The organism is Pseudomonas sp. Kh14 (assembly GCF_900291005.1).
Classification (GTDB): domain Bacteria; phylum Pseudomonadota; class Gammaproteobacteria; order Pseudomonadales; family Pseudomonadaceae; genus Aquipseudomonas; species Aquipseudomonas alloputida.
On record NZ_OLKJ01000009.1, the window covers coordinates 199,907 to 218,179 of the forward strand.

At 63.4% G+C, this 18,273-nt stretch carries 16 protein-coding genes; 7 read left to right on the plus strand and 9 right to left on the minus strand.

What is annotated here, in order from left to right; genetic code table 11:
• The first annotated feature begins 79 nt into the window (after window positions 1–79).
• The 3 genes from FQ668_RS03420 (at window position 80) to ampE (ending at window position 3,727) form a co-directional block, all read left to right on the plus strand.
• Window positions 80–2,239 (plus strand): DUF1631 domain-containing protein, encoded by a 2,160-nt coding sequence (locus FQ668_RS03420; protein ID WP_019436950.1) that lies wholly within the window; start codon window positions 80–82, stop codon window positions 2,237–2,239.
• Between the two features lie 88 nt (window positions 2,240–2,327).
• Window positions 2,328–2,900 (plus strand): 1,6-anhydro-N-acetylmuramyl-L-alanine amidase AmpD, encoded by a 573-nt coding sequence (gene ampD / locus FQ668_RS03425; protein ID WP_014589704.1) that lies wholly within the window; start codon window positions 2,328–2,330, stop codon window positions 2,898–2,900.
• The gene (gene ampE, locus FQ668_RS03430; RefSeq protein WP_014589705.1) at window positions 2,897–3,727 is read left to right on the plus strand and encodes a regulatory signaling modulator protein AmpE; all 831 of its coding nucleotides are present in this window, start codon (window positions 2,897–2,899) and stop codon (window positions 3,725–3,727) included. The genes ampD and ampE overlap by 4 nt, the downstream gene beginning before the upstream one ends.
• A 44-nt stretch (window positions 3,728–3,771) precedes the next feature.
• Here the strand turns inward: ampE and FQ668_RS03435 are convergent, their stop codons facing one another.
• Both FQ668_RS03435 and cra read right to left on the minus strand, forming a co-directional pair.
• On the minus strand, window positions 3,772–4,548 hold the full coding sequence (locus tag FQ668_RS03435) for a TatD family hydrolase (RefSeq protein ID WP_019436951.1): 777 nt from the start codon (window positions 4,546–4,548) through the stop codon (window positions 3,772–3,774).
• Between the two features lie 2 nt (window positions 4,549–4,550).
• Window positions 4,551–5,546, minus strand: coding sequence for a catabolite repressor/activator (cra, locus tag FQ668_RS03440; protein ID WP_003247312.1), 996 nt, complete (start codon window positions 5,544–5,546; stop codon window positions 4,551–4,553).
• Between the two features lie 284 nt (window positions 5,547–5,830).
• Here cra and ptsP point away from each other — a divergent pair, with 284 nt between their 5' ends.
• From ptsP to FQ668_RS03455, 3 genes are read left to right on the plus strand one after another with little or no spacing between them, the layout of a single operon-like run.
• The gene (gene ptsP, locus FQ668_RS03445) at window positions 5,831–8,683 is read left to right on the plus strand and encodes a phosphoenolpyruvate--protein phosphotransferase (protein WP_014589709.1); all 2,853 of its coding nucleotides are present in this window, start codon (window positions 5,831–5,833) and stop codon (window positions 8,681–8,683) included.
• Window positions 8,684–9,631: a 1-phosphofructokinase gene (gene pfkB, locus FQ668_RS03450; protein WP_014589710.1), complete on the plus strand. Its 948-nt coding sequence runs from the start codon at window positions 8,684–8,686 to the stop codon at window positions 9,629–9,631.
• Window positions 9,628–11,370, plus strand: a complete 1,743-nt coding sequence (locus tag FQ668_RS03455; RefSeq protein ID WP_019436952.1) for a PTS fructose-like transporter subunit IIB — start codon at window positions 9,628–9,630, stop codon at window positions 11,368–11,370. Before pfkB ends, FQ668_RS03455 begins: the two co-directional genes overlap by 4 nt.
• A gap of 147 nt (window positions 11,371–11,517) precedes the next feature.
• Here the strand turns inward: FQ668_RS03455 and FQ668_RS03460 are convergent, their stop codons facing one another.
• Complete coding sequence (locus FQ668_RS03460) at window positions 11,518–11,739, minus strand: DUF3820 family protein (protein WP_014589712.1); 222 nt, start codon at window positions 11,737–11,739, stop codon at window positions 11,518–11,520.
• A gap of 201 nt (window positions 11,740–11,940) precedes the next feature.
• On the opposite strand from FQ668_RS03460, the gene FQ668_RS03465 reads away from it, so the two are divergent.
• The gene (locus FQ668_RS03465) at window positions 11,941–12,417 is read left to right on the plus strand and encodes a PA2169 family four-helix-bundle protein (RefSeq protein WP_014589713.1); all 477 of its coding nucleotides are present in this window, start codon (window positions 11,941–11,943) and stop codon (window positions 12,415–12,417) included.
• Here FQ668_RS03465 and FQ668_RS03470 read toward each other — a convergent pair.
• The 6 genes from FQ668_RS03470 to FQ668_RS03500 form a co-directional block, all read right to left on the minus strand.
• Window positions 12,414–13,904 carry a sensor domain-containing diguanylate cyclase gene (locus FQ668_RS03470; protein ID WP_019436953.1) on the minus strand — a complete coding sequence of 497 codons (1,491 nt, stop codon included), beginning with the start codon at window positions 13,902–13,904 and terminating at the stop codon, window positions 12,414–12,416. The genes FQ668_RS03465 and FQ668_RS03470 overlap by 4 nt on opposite strands.
• Before the next feature lie 233 nt (window positions 13,905–14,137).
• Entirely contained in the window at window positions 14,138–15,472 is a 1,335-nt protein-coding gene (locus FQ668_RS03480; protein ID WP_019436954.1) for an OprD family porin, read from the minus strand.
• A 205-nt stretch (window positions 15,473–15,677) separates the two neighbouring features.
• On the minus strand, window positions 15,678–15,902 hold the full coding sequence (locus FQ668_RS03485) for a hypothetical protein (RefSeq protein WP_019436955.1): 225 nt from the start codon (window positions 15,900–15,902) through the stop codon (window positions 15,678–15,680).
• A gap of 200 nt (window positions 15,903–16,102) precedes the next feature.
• Complete coding sequence (locus FQ668_RS03490; RefSeq protein WP_019436956.1) at window positions 16,103–16,837, minus strand: YkgJ family cysteine cluster protein; 735 nt, start codon at window positions 16,835–16,837, stop codon at window positions 16,103–16,105.
• On the minus strand, window positions 16,834–17,145 hold the full coding sequence (locus FQ668_RS03495) for a hypothetical protein (protein ID WP_014589718.1): 312 nt from the start codon (window positions 17,143–17,145) through the stop codon (window positions 16,834–16,836). Before FQ668_RS03495 ends, FQ668_RS03490 begins: the two co-directional genes overlap by 4 nt.
• A gap of 88 nt (window positions 17,146–17,233) precedes the next feature.
• Complete coding sequence (locus FQ668_RS03500; protein WP_014589719.1) at window positions 17,234–18,133, minus strand: chemotaxis protein; 900 nt, start codon at window positions 18,131–18,133, stop codon at window positions 17,234–17,236.
• Window positions 18,134–18,273: the final 140 nt, after the last annotated feature.

The window sequence follows — 18,273 nt, forward strand, 5'->3', positions numbered from 1 at the left end:
AATGGCGACTAGTATTTGGCGCCATGGCTTTGACGATTTTCCAGCCCTTTCGGGCAAGACACCCTGCAAGGAGTCCAGGATGCAAAAAGAAGGCAAGGTGGTGCCCTTGGCGGCAGCCATCGACCGAGGGGGGCGTACGCCTCATCCTTGCCTTCCGGTCTTGTTGCTGCAGGTGCGCGACAAGGCCGCGTTGCAGTTGCGTCAGGGCCTGCAGGACTTGTTCGACAATGCCGATGACACGCTCTTCGAAATGGCCGACAAGGCCTTGGACCGCAGTGACCAGAACCTGTACTTCGAGGCCATGCGTGACCTGCGCCTGAAGCGCAAGAGCATCGAGCGTGGTTTTCTGGATACGTTCCATGATGCTTTCCTCCGAGCCGGCCAGGTGGACTTGCTGGCAAACCTGGCCCAGCCGGGTAACCCACGCAGCAAGGCTCAAATGGAGCGGGCCGCCGCTATCGAGAGCATGGTAGCGCGGGTGCTGTCACGCGATGGCATCGCCCTGCAGCAACTGGGTCTGCGCCTGCAGGCATTGCTCGACCGCCCCCTGTACGAGCAGTACAACCCATTGGGGCCAGCCGCGCTGTGTCGTTACTTTCTCGACGCCGGGCGTAATCTGGGCGTTGGCCTGCGGGTCAAGCTGGTGCTGCTGAAGCTGTTCGAGCGTTATGTGCTGCGCGATGTCGATGTGATCTATGGCGAAGCCAACCAGTTGCTGGCCGCTGCCGGCGTGCTGCCCGAGCTGCAACCGGCGCCGCGCCGGCGTGCCGAAGACCGGCGCATGCGTGCGCGACCCGGGCCGGCGAACCTTGGCCAGGAGGAGGGGGCGGACGCCGCAGGGCAGACGTTGTTTGCCTCGTTGCAGGCACTGCTGGCGCCGGTGCGCGGGCAGTTCGCTCCGCGCTTGCAAGCGGTGGCTGCCGCCCAGCCGATCAGTACCGCCGACCTGCTCCGGCTACTTTCGCATTTGCAGCGCTATGTGCCCGCCACGTACGAGGCCGATGACTTCGAGCTCGGCCAGCAGCTTGAGCAGCTGCTGTTGCGGGTCAGTGTGCGCAGCGGTACGCGTCGGCGCCTTCAGGTGGCTGACGAAGACATGATCAACCTGGTTGGCCTGCTGTTCGCGTTCATCCACAACGATGACAACCTGCCGGCCAGCCTGCGGGCGCTGATTGCGCGCCTTCATATTCCCTTGCTCAAGGTGGCATTACTGGACAAGGGGCTGTTCAGCCGGAGTAACCACCCGGCGCGCCGTTTGCTCAACGAAATCGCCGGCGCCGCGATTGGCTGGGAGTGCGGCAGCGAGTGCCAGCGTGACAGCTTGCACATGCGGGTAGAGCGTATCGTCCAGCGCTTGCTCAATGATTTTGCCGACGATGCCAGCTTGTTCGCCGAGTTGCTCGACGACTTCCTGGCATTCAATCAGGACGAACGGCGACGTAACGAGTTGCTGGAGCAACGCACTCGCGACGCCGAAGAAGGCCGTGCCCGGGCAATGCAGGCCAGGCAGCAGGTGCAGCACGTGCTCAACCAGCGCCTGCGCGGCCGGGTATTGCCGCAGGTGGTGGTGCAAATGCTGGTGCAGGCCTGGAGCCAGGTACTGCTGTTGGCTTGGCTGAAACAGGGTGAGGCCTCACAGGCCTGGCGCGACGCAGTGCAGACGATGGACATGCTGCTGGCCAGCATCACGCCGCCACATGAGCCACAAGCCTTGCTGCAGCAGGTGCCAGGCCTGCTCAAGGCGCTGCGCGATGGCCTGGCCAGCGTAGCCCTGGACGCGGTGGCGACCCGCGAGTTCTTCCTGCAACTGGAACAGTTGCACTTGCGCGCCTGCGCAGGTAATGAGGCGCTGCCGGGAGGGGAGGGCCAATCCTTGGGCGATGTGCGGGTGGCCCAAGAGATTGTGCTGGCGATTGCCGAAGAGCCCGCCTGCGTGCCCCTGCACGCTGCCGACGGGCAGGCTGCAGTGCTGCGCCAGGCGCAACGCCTGCGCATCGGCACTTGGGTCGAGGTTCTCGACGAAGATGAGCCACTGCGCTGCAAGCTGGTCGCGCGTATCGACAGCAGTGACAGGCTGGTGTTCGCCAACCGCACCGGCATGAAAGTGCGCGAGTGGAGCAGCGCCAGCCTGGCCCAGGCACTGCAGCGGCACGAAGTGCGCGTGCTGGATGATCGCCTGTTGTTCGAACGGGCGCTGGAGGCGGTACTTGAAAGCTTGCGGCAAGGGCAGGCGCAATAGGCCGACGCATTACAATCATTCACATGCACACGGCGTTGGCCGCAGGGCATACTGTGGGCATGTTCACGGCGTTTTTCAGGATCTGCCCATGCAATTGGACCGTGCCACTGGCTGGTTCCACGGAATCGGAATCACCCACTGCCCCTCGCCGAACTTCAATGCGCGCCCCGAAGGCGAATCGATTTCCCTGCTGGTGATCCACAACATCAGCCTGCCCCCGGCCTGTTTCGGCACGGGCAAGGTGCAGCAATTCTTCCAGAACCGCCTGGCCCTTGATGAACACCCGTATTTTGCCAGCATCAACCACCTGACCGTGTCGGCGCACCTGTTCGTCGAGCGTGACGGCGCGGTGACGCAGTTCGTGTCGTTGCATGATCGTGCCTGGCATGCGGGTGTGTCGAGCTTTGACGGGCGCGAAGGCTGTAACGACTTTTCCATCGGCATCGAACTGGAAGGCACCGACGACCTGCCCTATACCGATGCCCAGTATGCGGTGCTGGAACAACTCACCCGGCACATCCGCGCTGCCTGGCCGGCCATCGACCTGAGCCGCATTCAGGGCCACAGTGACATTGCCCCGCAGCGCAAGACCGACCCCGGCCCGGCCTTCGACTGGTCGCGCTACCGCCAGGCGCTGCAGCACAACGAGGACAAGGCATGAGTTTTCTGGTGTTGTTGCTTGCGCTGTGGGTCGAGAAGTTTTCGGCCCTGCGCCATCAGGTGCAGCGCGATGGGTTCTTTCTTGGCGAACTGGTGCGTCTGGAACGCAACGGCAAGGTCCACCCCTGGTGGACGTTGGCCATCCTGGTGTTGGCACCGGTAGCGCTGCTGGTGTTGCTGCTGCATGTGCTGGAGCCGGTGGCCTATGGTTTGCTGGCGTTGCCGGTGCACTTGCTGGTGCTGATCTACAGCCTGGGCCGCGGCGATGCCAAGGCATCGCTGGGGGCGTTTCGTGATGCCTGGCGGCGGGGGGATGATCAGGCGGCGCTGCACGCGGCCGAGCGCGACCTGGGCCTGGTGGCCGATGAACCGCACAGCTTGCTGGTGCGGGTGCAGGGTAACTTGCTGTGGCAGGTGTACCAGGGCTTTTTTGCGGTGATCTTCTGGTATTTCGTACTGGGCCCTGGCGCTGCGCTGGCTTATCGATTGTTGGCGCTGTGTAGTGAGCACAGCAAGCAGCCAGCTTTGAAGGCGCGTGCCGAGCAGTTGCGGCACATCATGGACTGGTTGCCGGTGCGGGCGCTGGCATTGAGCTTTGCCCTGGTGGGCAACTTCCTCGCGGTGACACGGGTGATGCTGCACGAAGTGCTCAACTGGCACATCAGCGCCGGGCACCTGGTGGCTCGGGTAGGGCGGATTGCCGATGACATTCCCGAGGAAGAGGACAGCCAGCGCGGGTTGGGGCGGCTGGACAGTTTGTGGGAATTGCTGTTGCGCTGTGCAGTGCTGTGGTATGCCGGGTTCGCGCTGTGGACCGTGCTGGTCTGATTCGGGGCCGATCGCATCCCACGGGAATCCCGGTCACCCGAGTTTCACCAGCCGAACAACGTGCAAGCATTGCGGGTGCTGGCCTGTGCCAGCACCTCCACATCCAGCCCCATTACGTGCGCCAGCGCCGCTGCAATTTCCGGCAGGTGCTCCGGGCTGTTGCGAACCCCCGGGTACATCGCCGGTGCCATGTCCGGTGCATCAGTCTCCAGCACCACACTGTCCAGTGGCAGCCGCGCCAAGGTCTTGCGCAGCCGCAGCGCCTGCGGCCAGGTACCCGCACCGCCCAACCCCAGCAGGAACCCCAGCTTGATGTACTCGCGGGCCTCTTCGTAGCTGCCGGCAAACGCATGAATCACCCCCGCCCGCGCTGGCTTGTAGCGCTTGAGTGTGGCAAGCACCTGGGCATGGCTGCGGCGCACGTGCAGCAGGGCCGGTAGTTCGAAGTCGCAAGCCATCTGCAGTTGCGCTTCGAACAGCGCCTGCTGGCGGGTCTTGTCAATGTCTGCGAGGTAATAGTCCAGGCCAAACTCACCTACGGCACATAGCCGCGGGTTGTCGCGCAGGCGCTCCAGCCACTCGCGCAGTTGCACCAGGTGCTCAGGGCGATGCTGGTCGAGGTAGACCGGGTGCAGGCCAAGCGCGGCGAACAGGCGCGGCTCGGCGCAGGCCAGTTCCCACACCCGCTGGAAATTCGCCTGGTACACCCCCAGCACCACCATTCGCTCCAGCCCACGCGCCGCCGCGTTGGCCAGCAGGCGCGGTCGGTCGGCGTCGAAGTCGGGGAAGTCCAGGTGGGTGTGGGTGTCGATCAGGCGCATGTTCAGGCCGCTGAGATGCGTTGCTTGAAGGTGCGGCCAACAGCGTGCACGCCGGGTTCATAGCGTTTTTCCTCGATGGCGGCCAGTGCCAGTTCAAGCGCGGTGGCCGCAATCTGGCCATGCTGCTGGGCCATGGCATTGACCGGCAGCGGCAGGAAGTCGAGCAACTGGTTGTCGCCAAAGGTACCCAACTGCAGTTGGCGCGAGTCGACCGGGCGCGCCTGGAGGGTGTCGAACACGCCCTGCAACAGCACGTACGAAGTAGTCACCAGAGCATCCGGCAGGCCACCCAGGTCGTCGATCAGTTGCTGCATCAGGCGTTGGCCGCACTCACGGCTGAAGGCTTCGCCCTGATAGCGGCGTACTTCGCCGGTATAGCCTTGCAGGGCTTCGTCGAATCCGCCGGCACGTGCCTGGCTAACCGACAGCTCGGGGCGTGCGCCTATCAGGGCGATGCTGCGTGGGGCCGAGCTGAGCAGGCTGGCGGCCAGCTGGCGGCTGGCATCGCGGTCGTCGCTGATCACCGAGCAGAAGTGTGCGGGGTCCAGACGGCGGTCGATGGCAATCACCGGCAGGCCTTTGTCCTGCAGCTCGCGGTAGCTGTCATCTTCTGGCGGCAGGCAACTGGCAACGAACAGCGCATCACATCGGCGCGCACGGAACAGTTGCTGCAGTTGGCGCTCGCTGTCTGGCTGGTCATCGCTGCTGGCGATCAGCAGCTGGTAGCCGCGGGCGCGTGCGCCTTGCTCCAGTTGCTTGGCAATGCGGGCGTAGCTGGGGTTCTCCAGATCCGGGAGAATGAAGCCCAGGGTGCGGGTATGCCGGCTGCGCAGCCCAGCAGCCTGCGGGTTGGGGGTGAAGCCGTGGGCTTCGACCACCGCGCGTACCCGCTCGACAGTACTGTTACTGATGCGCTGCTGTTCAGCCTTGCCATTGATGACGTAGCTGGCAGTGGTCACGGACACACCGGCCAGACGGGCGATATCGCTGAGTTTCACCGAATTTTCCTTGTTATTACCGGGGCTGGCTGTAAGGCCGGACCGGGTAGTTTGACCCGGTACAGGCATCACGCGCAGACGACCATTGTCGCAATTGTCCGACAGGATGGGGCTTTTTACTGGGCAGATTATCGAGTAACGTGGCCGCCTGGTCAGATTAAACGTTTCAGCTGCCGAATTTTCTGCCTCGGCTGCCACCCGCGCAAGGCTGCTGAACTGGCCCTTTATGTGAATTTCACAACAATACTCCAGTACCCGAACGGGAACTGCAAAAGGAGAAGGTCATGCTCGAGCTCGCCAATGAGCAGATAGCCATGGGCCAGAAGGCCGCCGACAAGGCCGAGGCGTTACGCCTTCTGGCGGATCGGCTGGTTGCGGACGGTCTGGTCGCCGAGGGTTACCTGCAAGGGCTGCAGGCCCGGGAAGCACAAGGCTCCACGTTCCTTGGCCAGGGCATCGCCATTCCCCATGGTACGCCGCAAACACGTGACCTGGTGTATGCCACCGGCGTACGCCTGCTGCAGTTCCCCGAGGGGGTAGACTGGGGTGACGGGCAAATGGTCTACCTGGCCATTGGTATTGCCGCCCGCTCCGACGAACACCTGCGCCTGCTGCAGCTGTTGACCCGGGCGTTGGGCGAGACCGACCTGGCCGAAGCCTTGCGCCGGGCCAGCTCTGCCGAAGCGCTGCTCAAGCTGCTGCAGGGCGCGCCCCAGGCGCTGGCGCTGGATGCGCAGCTGGTCGGGCTGAACGTGCCGGCAGAAGACTTCGACGAACTGGCCTGGCGCGGTGCCCGCCTGCTGCAACGTGCCGACTGTGTCGACAGTGGCTTTGCCGCCGTGCTGCAGCAGGCCGAGCCGCTGCCGCTGGGTGAGGGCCTGTGGTGGCTGCACAGCGAGCGCCAGGTTCGTCAGCCGGGCCTCGCCTTCATCACCCCGCAGCAGCCGCTGCGTTACCGCGACCAGCCGCTCAACGGTCTGTTCTGCCTGGCCAGCCTTGGCGCCGCTCACGAGGCCCTGCTTGAGCGGCTGTGCGAAGTGCTGATCGAAGGCCGTGGGCAGATGCTCTACCAAGCCACCAGCAGCCGTGCGGTGCTGGAAGTGCTGGGCGGCGAAGTGCCGGCGGACTGGCCTAGCGCACGTGTCGTGCTGGCCAATCCACATGGTTTGCATGCGCGACCGGCCAAGGTGCTTGCACAACTGGCCAAAGGCTTTGAAGGGGAAATCCGTGTGCGCCTGGTCGATAGCGCGCAGCCAGCCGTATCGGTGAAGAGCCTGAGCAAGCTGCTCAGCCTCGGCGCACGCCGTGGTCAGGCACTGGAACTGGTCGCCGAACCGAGCATCGCTGCCGATGCCTTGCCGGTGCTGCTGGCTGCTATCGAACAAGGCTTGGGTGAAGAGGTAGAACCGCTACCGCAGAGCGTCGCGCCCATTGCCGATGACGTACCCGAAGTACTGCAAGCGCCAGCGGCCGGCAGCCGTATCCAGGGTGTGGGCGCCGCCCCCGGCATTGCCAGCGGCCCGGCGCATGTCTGTGTCGAGCGTGAGTTCGACTATCCCTTGCGGGGTGAATCGTGCGCCTTGGAGCGGCAGAAACTGCGCGAAGCCTTGGCTACCGTCAACGGCGAACTGCAGGCTTTGGTCCTGCGCAGCGACAAAGCCATTGGCGAAATTTTCGTCACCCACCAGGAAATGCTTGCCGACCCGGCCCTGACCGACGATGTCGAACAGCGCCTGGCCCAGGGCGAAAGCGCTGCGGCCGCATGGATGGCCGTGATCGAAGCTGCGGCCCGTCAGCAAGAGGCGTTGCACGATGCGCTGCTCGCCGAGCGCGCCGCCGACCTGCGCGATATTGGCCGCCGCGTGCTGGCGCAGTTGTGTGGTGTGCAGGCGCAGGTTGAACCCGAGCAACCCTATGTGCTGGTGATGACCGAAGTCGGTCCATCCGATGTCGCTCGCCTGGACCCCAACCGGGTTGCCGGCATTGTCACCGCCCAGGGCGGCGCCACGGCCCACAGTGCCATCGTCGCCCGGGCGTTGGGCATACCAGCAGTGGTCGGCGCGGGTGCATCGATACTGCTGTTGGAGAGTGGTACGCCGCTGCTGCTCGATGGCCAGCGTGGTGTGGTCAGCGTCGCACCGCCAGCGGATGAGCTGCAGCGGGCGCTGGCCGAGCGTGACCTGCGCGAGCAACGCCTGCAGGCCGCCTGGGCCAACCGCTTCGAGCCGGCTATCACCCGTGATGGGCATGCCGTTGAGGTGTTTGCCAACATCGGCGATAGCAACGGCATCGCCAAGGTGGTGGAGCAGGGCGCCGAAGGTGTCGGCCTGCTGCGCACCGAACTGATTTTCATGGCCCACCCTCAAGCGCCGGATGTGGCTACCCAGGAAGCCGAGTACCGCCGCGTGCTCGATGGCCTCGATGGGCGCCCGCTGGTGGTGCGAACCCTTGACGTTGGCGGCGACAAACCGTTGCCTTACTGGCCGATCGCTGCCGAGGAAAATCCCTTCCTCGGCGTGCGCGGCGTGCGTTTGACCCTGCAGCGCCCGCAAGTGATGGAAGACCAGTTGCGCGCGTTGCTGCGGGCCGCCGACCAGCGCCCGTTGCGTATCATGTTTCCCATGGTTGGCCAGGTGCACGAGTGGCGTGAGGCTCGGGCCATGGTGGAGCGCCTGCGTGCAGAAATCCCGGTAGCCGACCTGCAACTGGGCATTATGGTCGAGGTCCCTTCAGCGGCCCTGCTGGCAGCGCAATTGGCGCGCGAAGTGGACTTCTTCAGCATCGGCACCAACGACCTGACTCAATACACCTTGGCCATCGACCGTGGCCACCCCAGCCTCTCGGCACAGGCCGATGGCCTGCACCCGGCGGTATTGAGCCTGATCGACATGACCGTGCGCGCCGCCCATGCCCACGGCAAGTGGGTGGGCGTGTGTGGCGAGCTGGCGGCCGACCCGCAGGCGGTGGCCGTGCTGCTGGGGCTGGACGTGGACGAACTCAGCGTCTCCGCGCGCAGCATCGCCGAAGTCAAGGCACTGGTTCGCCAGGCCGATCATCAGGCAGCCCGCGCCCTGGCGCGCGAGGCCCTGCAACAGGACAGCGCCGCAGCAGTTCGCGCGCTGGTGGAGCGTTACTGAATGGCCAAGATCCTCACTCTTACCCTGAACCCTGCGCTGGATATCACCATCGGCCTGGACACTCTGCGCCCAGGGCAGGTCAACCGTAGCCAGGCGCAGCACAGTCACGCCGCAGGCAAGGGGCTGAACGTTGCCCAGGTACTGGCCGACCTGGGGCACAGCGTAACCGTGGGCGGTTTCCTCGGGCGCGACAATCTGCAGCCCTTCGAGGCGCTGATCGACGGCCGCGGTTTTACCGACTGCTTTGTCCGTGTGCCGGGCGAAACCCGCAGCAATATCAAGCTGGTCGAGGCCGATGGCCGCGTGACCGACATCAACGGGCAGGGCCCGGAGGTCGACGAGGCGGCACGCAGCGCCTTGCTGCACAGGCTGGAACAGATTGCCCCCGGTCACGATGCCGTGGTGGTGGCCGGTAGCCTGCCGCGTGGAATCAGTGCCGACTGGTTCCGCCAGTTGCTCGAACGGTTGAAGGCCCAAGGCCTCAAGGTAGTCCTGGACAGCAGTGGTGAAGCCCTGCGTGTCGGCTTGCAAAGCGCGCCCTGGTTGGTCAAGCCCAATACCGAAGAACTGGGCGAAGTGTTGGGCCTGGCTGTGGATAACCTGGCGCAACAGCGCGCCGCCGCCAAGCGCCTGCTGGACAGTGGCGTTGAACACGTGGTGGTGTCTGCGGGCGAGCAGGGCGTCAGTTGGTTCAGTCGCGATCTGGCCCTGCAGGCCCGCCCACCCAAGGTGCGGGTTGCCAGCACGGTGGGGGCGGGGGATTCGCTGGTGGCCGGCATGGTCCACGGCCTGCTGCTGGCCGAGGCGCCTGCGCAGACGTTGACCCGGGCCACTGCCATCGCCGCCCAGGCCGTTACCCAGGTTGGCTTCGGCATCCATGACCGCGAGCACCTGGCGCAGTTGGAGGCGGCCGTGCAACTTACAGAACAACAAGAGGGTTGCCGATGAACATTGCCATAGTCACCGCCTGCCCCAATGGCCAGGTATCGAGTGTACTGAGTGCACGCTTGCTGTCCGCCGCTGCCCAGCGTCGCGGCTGGAGCACCAGCGTCGAAGTGCAGAATACTGAACACCCCGAGCGGCAACTGAGCGCCGCACAGATCGCCGAGGCTGACTGGGTGCTTGTGGTCAGCCCCGGGCCGGTGGATCTGGCCCGCTTCGTCGGCAAGCGCCTGTACCAAAGCACGCCGTCCCAGGCGCTGGCTGATCGCGAAGGCTTTCTCGACGAAGCAGCGGCCAACGCCGAGCTGCTGGCCGCAGTGACAGACACCCCTGCCGCAACTGGCAGTGCTGGCGCTCGCATCGTTGCCGTCACTGCATGCCCGACCGGCGTAGCCCATACCTTCATGGCCGCAGAGGCCTTGCAGCAAGCCGCACAACAACTGGGCTACCAGCTTACCGTCGAGACCCAGGGCTCGGTCGGTGCGCGCAACCCCTTGTCCGCTGACGCCATCGCTGCGGCCGACGTGGTGCTGCTGGCCGCCGACATTGAAGTACCCACTGCACGTTTCGCCGGCAAACGTATTTACCGTTGTGGTACCGGCATTGCCCTCAAGCAGGCCCGCGCTACCCTGGACAAAGCCCTGGCGCAAGCCACGGTGGAAAACGCTGCCGACGCCGCAGCGGCGACCACACCGACCAAGGGCGAGAAAACCGGCGTGTACAAGCACTTGCTGACCGGCGTGTCGTTCATGCTGCCGATGGTGGTGGCCGGCGGCCTGCTGATTGCCCTGTCGTTCGTGTTCGGTATCGAGGCCTACAAAGAGGCGGGTACCTTGCCGGCGGCGTTGATGCAGATTGGCGGTGAAGCCGCCTTCAAACTGATGGTTCCGCTACTGGCGGGCTATATCGCCTGGTCCATCGCCGACCGCCCCGGGCTGGCCCCGGGCATGATCGGCGGCCTGTTGGCCAGCACCTTGGGGGCCGGCTTCATCGGTGGCATCGTCGCCGGTTTCCTCGCCGGTTACAGCGCCAAGGCCATTGCCCGATGGGCGCGCTTGCCCAGCAGCCTGGAGGCGCTCAAGCCGATCCTGATCATTCCATTGCTGGCCAGTCTGTTCACCGGGCTGGTGATGATCTACGTGGTCGGCCAGCCGGTAGCGGCGATGCTCGAAGGCCTGACGCACTTCCTCGACAGCATGGGCACCACCAATGCGATCCTGCTGGGGCTGTTGCTGGGCGGCATGATGTGCGTCGACCTTGGCGGGCCGATCAACAAGGCCGCCTATGCGTTCTCGGTGGGGCTGCTGGCATCGTCGAGCTACGCGCCAATGGCGGCCACCATGGCCGCCGGCATGGTGCCGCCGATTGGCCTGGGGATTGCCACCTTCCTGGCCCGGCGCAAGTTCGCCCAGAGCGAGCGCGAGGCGGGCAAGGCGGCGCTGGCGCTGGGGCTGTGCTTCATCTCCGAGGGGGCGATTCCGTTTGCCGCCAAGGACCCGTTACGGGTGATCCCGGCCAGTATCGCCGGTGGTGCGTTGACCGGGGCATTGTCGATGTATTTTGGCTGCAAGCTGATGGCGCCGCATGGCGGCTTGTTCGTGTTGTTGATCCCCAACGCGATCAACCATGCGTTGCTGTATTTGCTGGCGATTGTGGCGGGTAGCCTGGTGACAGCGGTGGTGTATGCGGTTATCAAGAAGAGCGAGCGTGTGGAGTTGGCCGTGGCGCCTGCTAAAAGTGTATGAGCAGACCTCGTTCTGTGGGAGCGGCCTTGTGTGGCGAAAGGGCCGCAAAGCGGCCCCGGCAATCTAAGTTGCGAAGCTGAAAATCTGGGGCTGCTTCGCAGCCCTTTCGCGATACAAGGCCGCTCCCACAGAGCCCGCGTTGGCCTTTCAACGGCGATGTTTCTGCCGCAACGGCACCAGTAGATCACCCAGCCCGTTGTGATCGATCTCATGCATCAACGCCAGCATCCCGCCCAGTTCTCCTGCCGGGAAGCCCTTGCGCGCAAACCATGCCAGGTAGTCACCGGGCAGGTCGGCAATGATCCTTCCCTGGTACTTGCCGAACGGCATGCTGCGGGTCACCAGTAGTTCGAGAGTTTCCGGCTTCATCTTCGCGCACCTGGCTGTGGAAAGGCGCCGACCATACTGCAATCTGCACGAAGCCCCAAGCGGCAATCATGCAGAACGCCGTAACCATCAGTCGCCAATCAAGCTGTAAGTTATTGAATAGTAAGGGTTTTACGTTTTTTGAAAGCGTGGCACGAACACTGCAACTCTCTAGAGGACTATCACCTGCCAAGGAGTTCGACCATGAGCAACCCCAACAAAGACGTGATCGATGTACTCAACGACCTGATCGAGTACAGCAAGGATGGCGAGAAAGGTTTCAAGGCCTCGGCCGATGATGTGAAGAACCCCGAACTGAAAGCGTTCTTCGTCCAGCGTGCGGGCGAGTGCGCCAACGCTGCCAGTGAGCTGCAGAGCGAAGTGCGCCGTCTGGGCGGCGATCCTGAAACCTCTACCAGCATCAGTGGCGACCTGCACCGCGGCTGGGTCAACCTCAAGTCGATGGTCACCGGCAAGGACGAGGAAGCAGTGCTGAACGAGGTGGAGCGGGGCGAGGACCACGCCCTCAAGGCCTACAAGGAAGCCCGCGAAAAGCTGGTGAAACTGGGCCGCACTGCCAGCGACATGACCTACAGCCTGGTGGAAAAGCAGCTGCAAGGCGTGCAGCGCAACCATGACCAGGTCAAGGCCCTGCGCAACGCCGCTCGCGCCCGCTCCTAATCGAGCGGGCCCTCTACCCGATTGCGGCCATTGGCCTTGGCGCGGTAGAGCGCTTCGTCCGCAGCACCCAGCAGCCTGCCAAGGTCCTGCTGGGTGCCGGACAGACCGATACCGATGCTCACGGTCACGGCGTGGGCATCATCCGCAAACGGCGCCAGCGCCTCGACGCTGGCGCGGATGCGTTCAGCCAGTAGCTGGGCACCGGCCAGATCGGTTTCCGGCAACACTACCTGAAACTCCTCCCCACCATAGCGCGCAGCCAGGTCCGCGGGGCGACGAATGCATGTCTCGATGGCCTTGGCCACCTCGCGCAAGGCATGGTCGCCACCGGCATGGCCATGGCGCTGGTTGAATGCCTTGAAGTGGTCCACGTCCACCATCAGTACCGCCAGCGGCTTACGGCTACGTTGAGCACGGGCCCATTCTTGACGCAGCACATGGTCCAGCCTGCGGCGGTTAGCCAGGCCAGTCAGGCTATCGGTGGAAGCGAGCATGGCCAGGTCTTCTTCGGCTTCGTGGCGGCGGCGCAGTTCGCGGCCCAGCAGCAAAGTCAGCCAGAGAATGCCCACGCACAGACCGCCGGTGGCGACGCTGACCAGAATGGCCGTGCGGCGCCAGGACTCGAACACCTCGTCGGCCGAGTGCGCCACCAGCACGATCAGTGGCAACTGCGCGACCCGGGCGAAGGTGAACATGCGCAGCTTGCCGCTGCTGTGGGAGCGGGCGGTGAAGCTACCGCTCTGTTCACTGAGGATGCGTTTGAAATTGGGCCGTTCGGTGTAGTAGGTGCCAATCAGCGGGTCCTGCCCGCGGTAGGGCTGGCGGACGAGCAACTGCCCATCGGTATTGAACAGGTTGATGCTGCTGTCGTGGCCAATGTCCAGGCGCTGGAACAACTCATTGAAGTACGACAGGCGCAGCGCACCCGCTGCCAACCCGGCGAACTCGCCATTGGGGCCGGAGATACGTCGGCTGAAACTGATACACCAGTCCAGGTCGCCAAGCTTGGCCTTGAAAGGGGGGCCCACCAGCAAGCCGAGGTTGGCATTGTGCTGGTGGGCCTTGAATACCCCGGTGTCGCCGAAGTTGGCCTTGCGCGGCACGCTGCTGGTGGAGTCGCCAACGATATTGCCTTGCTTGTCCAGCCACAGCACGTCACCGCGCTTGCGGTCGACGAAGGCTTCATTGAACAGCAGGCGCTGGCGTATCGGGCCGGGGACTTCCGGCAGTTCCTTGCGGCCGACGGCCCAGATCAGGCCTTGCAGTGATTGGTCGTAGAGTTCGACGTTGCGCAGAATGTCGCTTTCGATCAGCTGCACGATGTTGTTCGACGAGCGCACCGCCGACTGCTCGATACTTTCGCGCTCGCGGGCAAGCAAGTAGCTGACGATGGCCACGATGGCGAGCACGGCAAGGCAACTGCCCAGGTTGAGGATCAGCTCGGGGTGCGACCTGTAGACTGCGAAACGCGGGGATTGGGTGGGCATGCTCGCTACTGCGTGGGCAGGGCCATTCGCGGCGGCGATATTCTAGGGAAGCGGGCATTGTCGGACAAGATTTGTCCGACGGAAGCACGGTGTACCGTACTTTTCGATTTGCCGTCGCCTGTAGGAGCGGGTTTACCCGCGAACATCGGCGCAGCCGGTGCCCAACACCGCGGTGCCTTCTTCGCGGTTGAAGCCGCTCCCACAGGGTTATTTGCGATGCTTGCAGCGCAAGATCAGAACACGTTCAGTGGGTAATCGACGATTACCCGCAGTTCATCGTTGTCGCTGTTGCTGTCGATCGACGCATAACCCTGGCTGCCGCGGTGAGTGGCATAGCGTACCAGCACCGACAGGTCCTTGAGGTCACCCTCCTGGAACACGTATTTCACGTCCAGGTCGCGCTCCCAGTGCATGGCGTTCTTGCCATCCTCACGGTAGTAGTCGTAGTGAGTGGTGTCCTGAGTGGCCTTGGTCAGGTCAGCCTCGCCGCGCGAGTAGGACAGCGAAGTGGACAAACCAGGCACGCCGACACCGGCGAAGTCATAGCCGTACTGCAGTTTCCACGAACGCTCGTTCGGCGCGTTGAAGTCCGAGTACATGCGCGAGTTGTCCAGGTACACGCTGTCGCCCAGGTTGATGTAGTCGAATGGCGTGTTGCCGTTCACTCGCTGGTAGGCAGCGGTGACGCTGTGGAAGCCTGCGTTGACGGTGAAGTGCACGCTGTAGGTGTTGTTGTCGATCTTGCCTAGCAGGGCCTGGCCGGTGTCCTGGGTGTGATAGAAGTGCACGCCCGGGTTCAGGCTGACCAGGTCATTGACCACATAGGTGTAGTCGAAGTCCGCGTAGTACTGGTTCCAGATGTCCTTCAGCTCGGCGGCGTACAGGTTGGCGGTGATGTGCTCGGTACCGCTCCACGACGCGCCGGCCCAGTTCAGGTGCTTGCTCTTGTCGTGCTCATCCAGTGACCCGTAGTAGGTGTCGATGCGGCGGTGGCCGCTCTGGTTGTACGGGTGGGTGAAACTGACCTGGCCACCTTCGAGCAACAGGCCGTCGATGCTGGTGTTGGTCAGGCTTACACCGCGGAAGGTTTGCGGCAGCATGCGCGTTTCGCCGCCGGCGATCACCGGGTTGGTGAGGAACAGGTCACCGGCTTTCAGCTCGGTGTCGAAGGCTTTCAGCCTGACCGCAGCACCGGCAGTGGAGAACGAATGCGGGGCAGCGCCCAGTTCGCCGTCGTCCTTGATGTGTTCGGGCAGGATGCTGGTGCCGGCATGGCCGCCACCGCCGTCGAGCTTCAGGCCCAGCATGGCATGAGCATCCAGGCCAAAGCCGACTACACCCGGGGTGTAGCCCGACTCGAAACGCGCTACCGCGCCCTGGCCCCACTCGCGGGTGTCGCGCACGCCGGCGTTGTGGTTGTCGCGGTTGAAGTAGGCATTACGAAAATGCAGGTTGAAGGACGAACCTTCGATGAAGCCATCAGCCTTGTCTTCATCTGCCTGGGCGGCGAAAGGGATCGTTGCAGACAACGCAATGAAAAGCGGGGTAAAACGAAACGCGGAAGGCACCGGTACTAGCTCCTTGGGTCTGACGGTGGGGCAGTGTTTATATTTGAATGTGCGTCTTTTTTATAGGTACACGTTACAGCCGGGCTGAGCGTTAAAGCACATAAAAAAAGCCGCTGATCGGCAGCGGCTTTAAAAGGCTAACATATCGGCACCGGGGGTGCCCATGGCGTAGCCAAGGGAAAACGGGAGCAGCGACAGCGCGTGATCAGCTGTCGGCATTGGCATCGACGCTGACTTTGGAAGCTGTCTGTTTCGCGTCTTTTACGGTTTCGGCCTTGTTTGCGGCTACAGCGTCACGGGCCTCTTGATGGACAGCCGCGAACTCTGCATTACGGGCAACGAATGCCGGGGATTCTTCGGCCATGGCCAGGGGCGACAACAACAGGGAAGACAGGACGAAGACGCTGGCAATACCCATACTGTTGGACATTTGAAACTACCTTCTTGCGGTGCAAGTGCTAATGAGGACAGGGGTAAAGTTAGTCCTTTCAGTGCACTCGAAACAGAGCGAAGTGCGATAAGCACTGTTGCGCAAAAGGTAACGATCCTTGGAGGAAACAACGGGGCTTTCGGCGAAAGTCCCGTGCCAGGGCGCCTGCACAGTGCGCCGCCTTGGGCAAAATGGCCAGGCTAGAAACCGATAAAGGCGTAATAAACCGGGGTTTCATGGGTTGTGCGCAAACCCAGTGCCTGCAAGCTTGCCGTCAGCGCTTCATCCTGCACATGCAAGGTCCACTGCGCCCCTTCATTCCCCTGTACCTGCGCCAGCGCCGCAGCAAACGCCCCCATATCCGGCAAGTAGGCGGTAAAACCGTTACCCTTGAGCGCACTGGTCGTCATGCCCAACGCCTGGCACACCGCCACCTTGGCGGCAATGTCATCGCGATCGGCCCGGCGCGAAGCCTGTACCAGCGCCTGCAGTTCCACGTCGACCAGTTGCGTGCCGTGAATCAGCTCCGGCCCCTGTTGCCAGGCCTCCGGTGGGCAGTCCTTGCTGTCTGGCCGCAGTGGAATATGCGGGTTGATTTCTACCGGATAGATGCGACAGACCAGTGGGCGCTGCTCATAGATGGTGCAGAGGTCGTTGGCGTCGAGGTTACGGCAACGTCCTGGGTTGAATGCAGCAAAGGTCACCGAGACGCGTGCCTCGCCTTCGCCGCAATGCACCGGATGGGAGCGTCGCAGCACATGGTCACGTTGATCCAGCGGCATGCCGGGGCCGTCCACGACGAAGGCCTCGATCAGTACCACCACCTGGCCGGCATCGTCCGCCCAGCGACGCGCTTCGGCCAGCGTCAGGGGCACATGGTGGCCGGTGCAGCATTTGCCGCAGCCGGTACAGCCGAAACGTAAGCGGTCGGTCACTTGGCTTCCGGGCTCCATTCACTGACGAAAGCACGCTGGTGCTGGCGGTCGTACAGGCACAGTTCGGTGCCGGTGCGCTGCTGCATGTGCTTCTGTGGGTAGACGCCTTCGATCAGCAGGGCACTCATGCCTGCCTGGTCATCGAACTCGGCGGGCTTGCCGCGGGCATGGGCGTCCTTGAACTGGCTGGCGGTCAGGCAAGCCTTGAGCATCTGCTGGCGCTGCTCGTTCCAGGCCTGGCTACTGGAGGCCTGGGCAATACCGCTGAAGAGGGCGCAGCTGATCAAGATAGAGCTAAGAAGCTTCATACGCGATTCCGGCAATTTTCTTGCGAGGGGCGCGAATTATGCCCGAGTCACCCCCGGCGGCAAGCCGGGGAGTTTGTCGCTGAATATATCAGTGCTCGGCGAACACCACGGTACGCGCAGCCACCACCAGACAATCGGTCAGCTCTGGCGAGGAGAACTTGGTAAGGATGGCATTGGCCCCGGCCTGGGTCGCCTTTTCACTGCTCATGGCACTGTCCAGCGAGGTGTGCAGCAGCACGTACAGGTGCTGGAAGTCAGGAGTTTCACGCAGCGTGCGGGTGAAGGCGTAGCCGTCCATTTCGCTCATTTCGATGTCGGAGACGATGATGTTGATCTCCTGCGCGGTGCCTTGCAGCTCCAGCAGCACATTGATGGCGTCTTTGGCGCTGCGCGCGGTGTGGCATTCGATACCGAGGTTGCGCAGGGTGTGCACCGACTGCTGCAAGGCCACCTGGCTGTCGTCCACCACCAGGATATTGGCGGCGGCCAGCAGGCTGGCATCTTCTTCGTTCAAGGTGCTGTGCACTGGCTCGGCGACGGGCGGGGCGATGGCGTGTATGACTTTTTCGATGTCCAGCACCTGCACCAGGGTGTTGTCGACGCGCGTCACACCGGTGATGAACGAGCGGGTGCCCGAGGCGTAAGGCGGCGGTTTGATGTCGGTGCTCAGGCAATGCACGATACGACTGACCGCCTGTACATGCAGGCCTTGGCGCGAGCGGCTGATCTCGGTAACGATCAGGCAGCCACCCTGCGGGTCGACCAGTGGCTGTTCGCCAATGGCGCGAGACAAGTCGATGACCGACAGCGAGTGGCCGCGCAGGGTTGCCACACCTTTTACGTGGGGGTGCGACTCAGGCAGCTTGGTCAGCGGCGGGCAGGGGATGATCTCGCTGACCTTGAGCAGGTTGATTGCCATCAGCTTGCCGCTGCGCAGGGTGAACAGCAGCAGGGATAGCGAATCCGCGCGGGCATTTTGCGTGGCCATGGTGACCTTCGGTGGGGAGCAGGGGATAACCGGTTATCGGCCTGTTTGGGTCAGGCTTTAGGCAATTTGCACAGAACCCAGGAGTACCTGGGCCCCTGCGGGTGCGGGCATGCCCGCGCCCACAGGGGAGGTGTGTAAAC

Excerpts from the sequence above, each read along its gene's own strand:
- FQ668_RS03420 (WP_019436950.1), top strand. The coding sequence starts at position 80 with ATGCAAAAAGAAGGCAAGGTGGTGCCCTTGGCGGCAGCCATCGACCGA.
- ampD (WP_014589704.1), top strand. The coding sequence starts at position 2,328 with ATGCAATTGGACCGTGCCACTGGCTGGTTCCACGGAATCGGAATCACC.
- ampE (WP_014589705.1), top strand. The coding sequence starts at position 2,897 with ATGAGTTTTCTGGTGTTGTTGCTTGCGCTGTGGGTCGAGAAGTTTTCG.
- FQ668_RS03435 (WP_019436951.1), bottom strand. The coding sequence starts at position 4,548 with ATGCGCCTGATCGACACCCACACCCACCTGGACTTCCCCGACTTCGAC.
- ptsP (WP_014589709.1), top strand. The coding sequence starts at position 5,831 with ATGCTCGAGCTCGCCAATGAGCAGATAGCCATGGGCCAGAAGGCCGCC.
- pfkB (WP_014589710.1), top strand. The coding sequence starts at position 8,684 with ATGGCCAAGATCCTCACTCTTACCCTGAACCCTGCGCTGGATATCACC.
- FQ668_RS03455 (WP_019436952.1), top strand. The coding sequence starts at position 9,628 with ATGAACATTGCCATAGTCACCGCCTGCCCCAATGGCCAGGTATCGAGT.
- FQ668_RS03460 (WP_014589712.1), bottom strand. The coding sequence starts at position 11,739 with ATGAAGCCGGAAACTCTCGAACTACTGGTGACCCGCAGCATGCCGTTC.
- FQ668_RS03465 (WP_014589713.1), top strand. The coding sequence starts at position 11,941 with ATGAGCAACCCCAACAAAGACGTGATCGATGTACTCAACGACCTGATC.
- FQ668_RS03470 (WP_019436953.1), bottom strand. The coding sequence starts at position 13,904 with ATGCCCACCCAATCCCCGCGTTTCGCAGTCTACAGGTCGCACCCCGAG.
- FQ668_RS03485 (WP_019436955.1), bottom strand. The coding sequence starts at position 15,902 with ATGTCCAACAGTATGGGTATTGCCAGCGTCTTCGTCCTGTCTTCCCTG.
- FQ668_RS03495 (WP_014589718.1), bottom strand. The coding sequence starts at position 17,145 with ATGAAGCTTCTTAGCTCTATCTTGATCAGCTGCGCCCTCTTCAGCGGT.
- FQ668_RS03500 (WP_014589719.1), bottom strand. The coding sequence starts at position 18,133 with ATGGCCACGCAAAATGCCCGCGCGGATTCGCTATCCCTGCTGCTGTTC.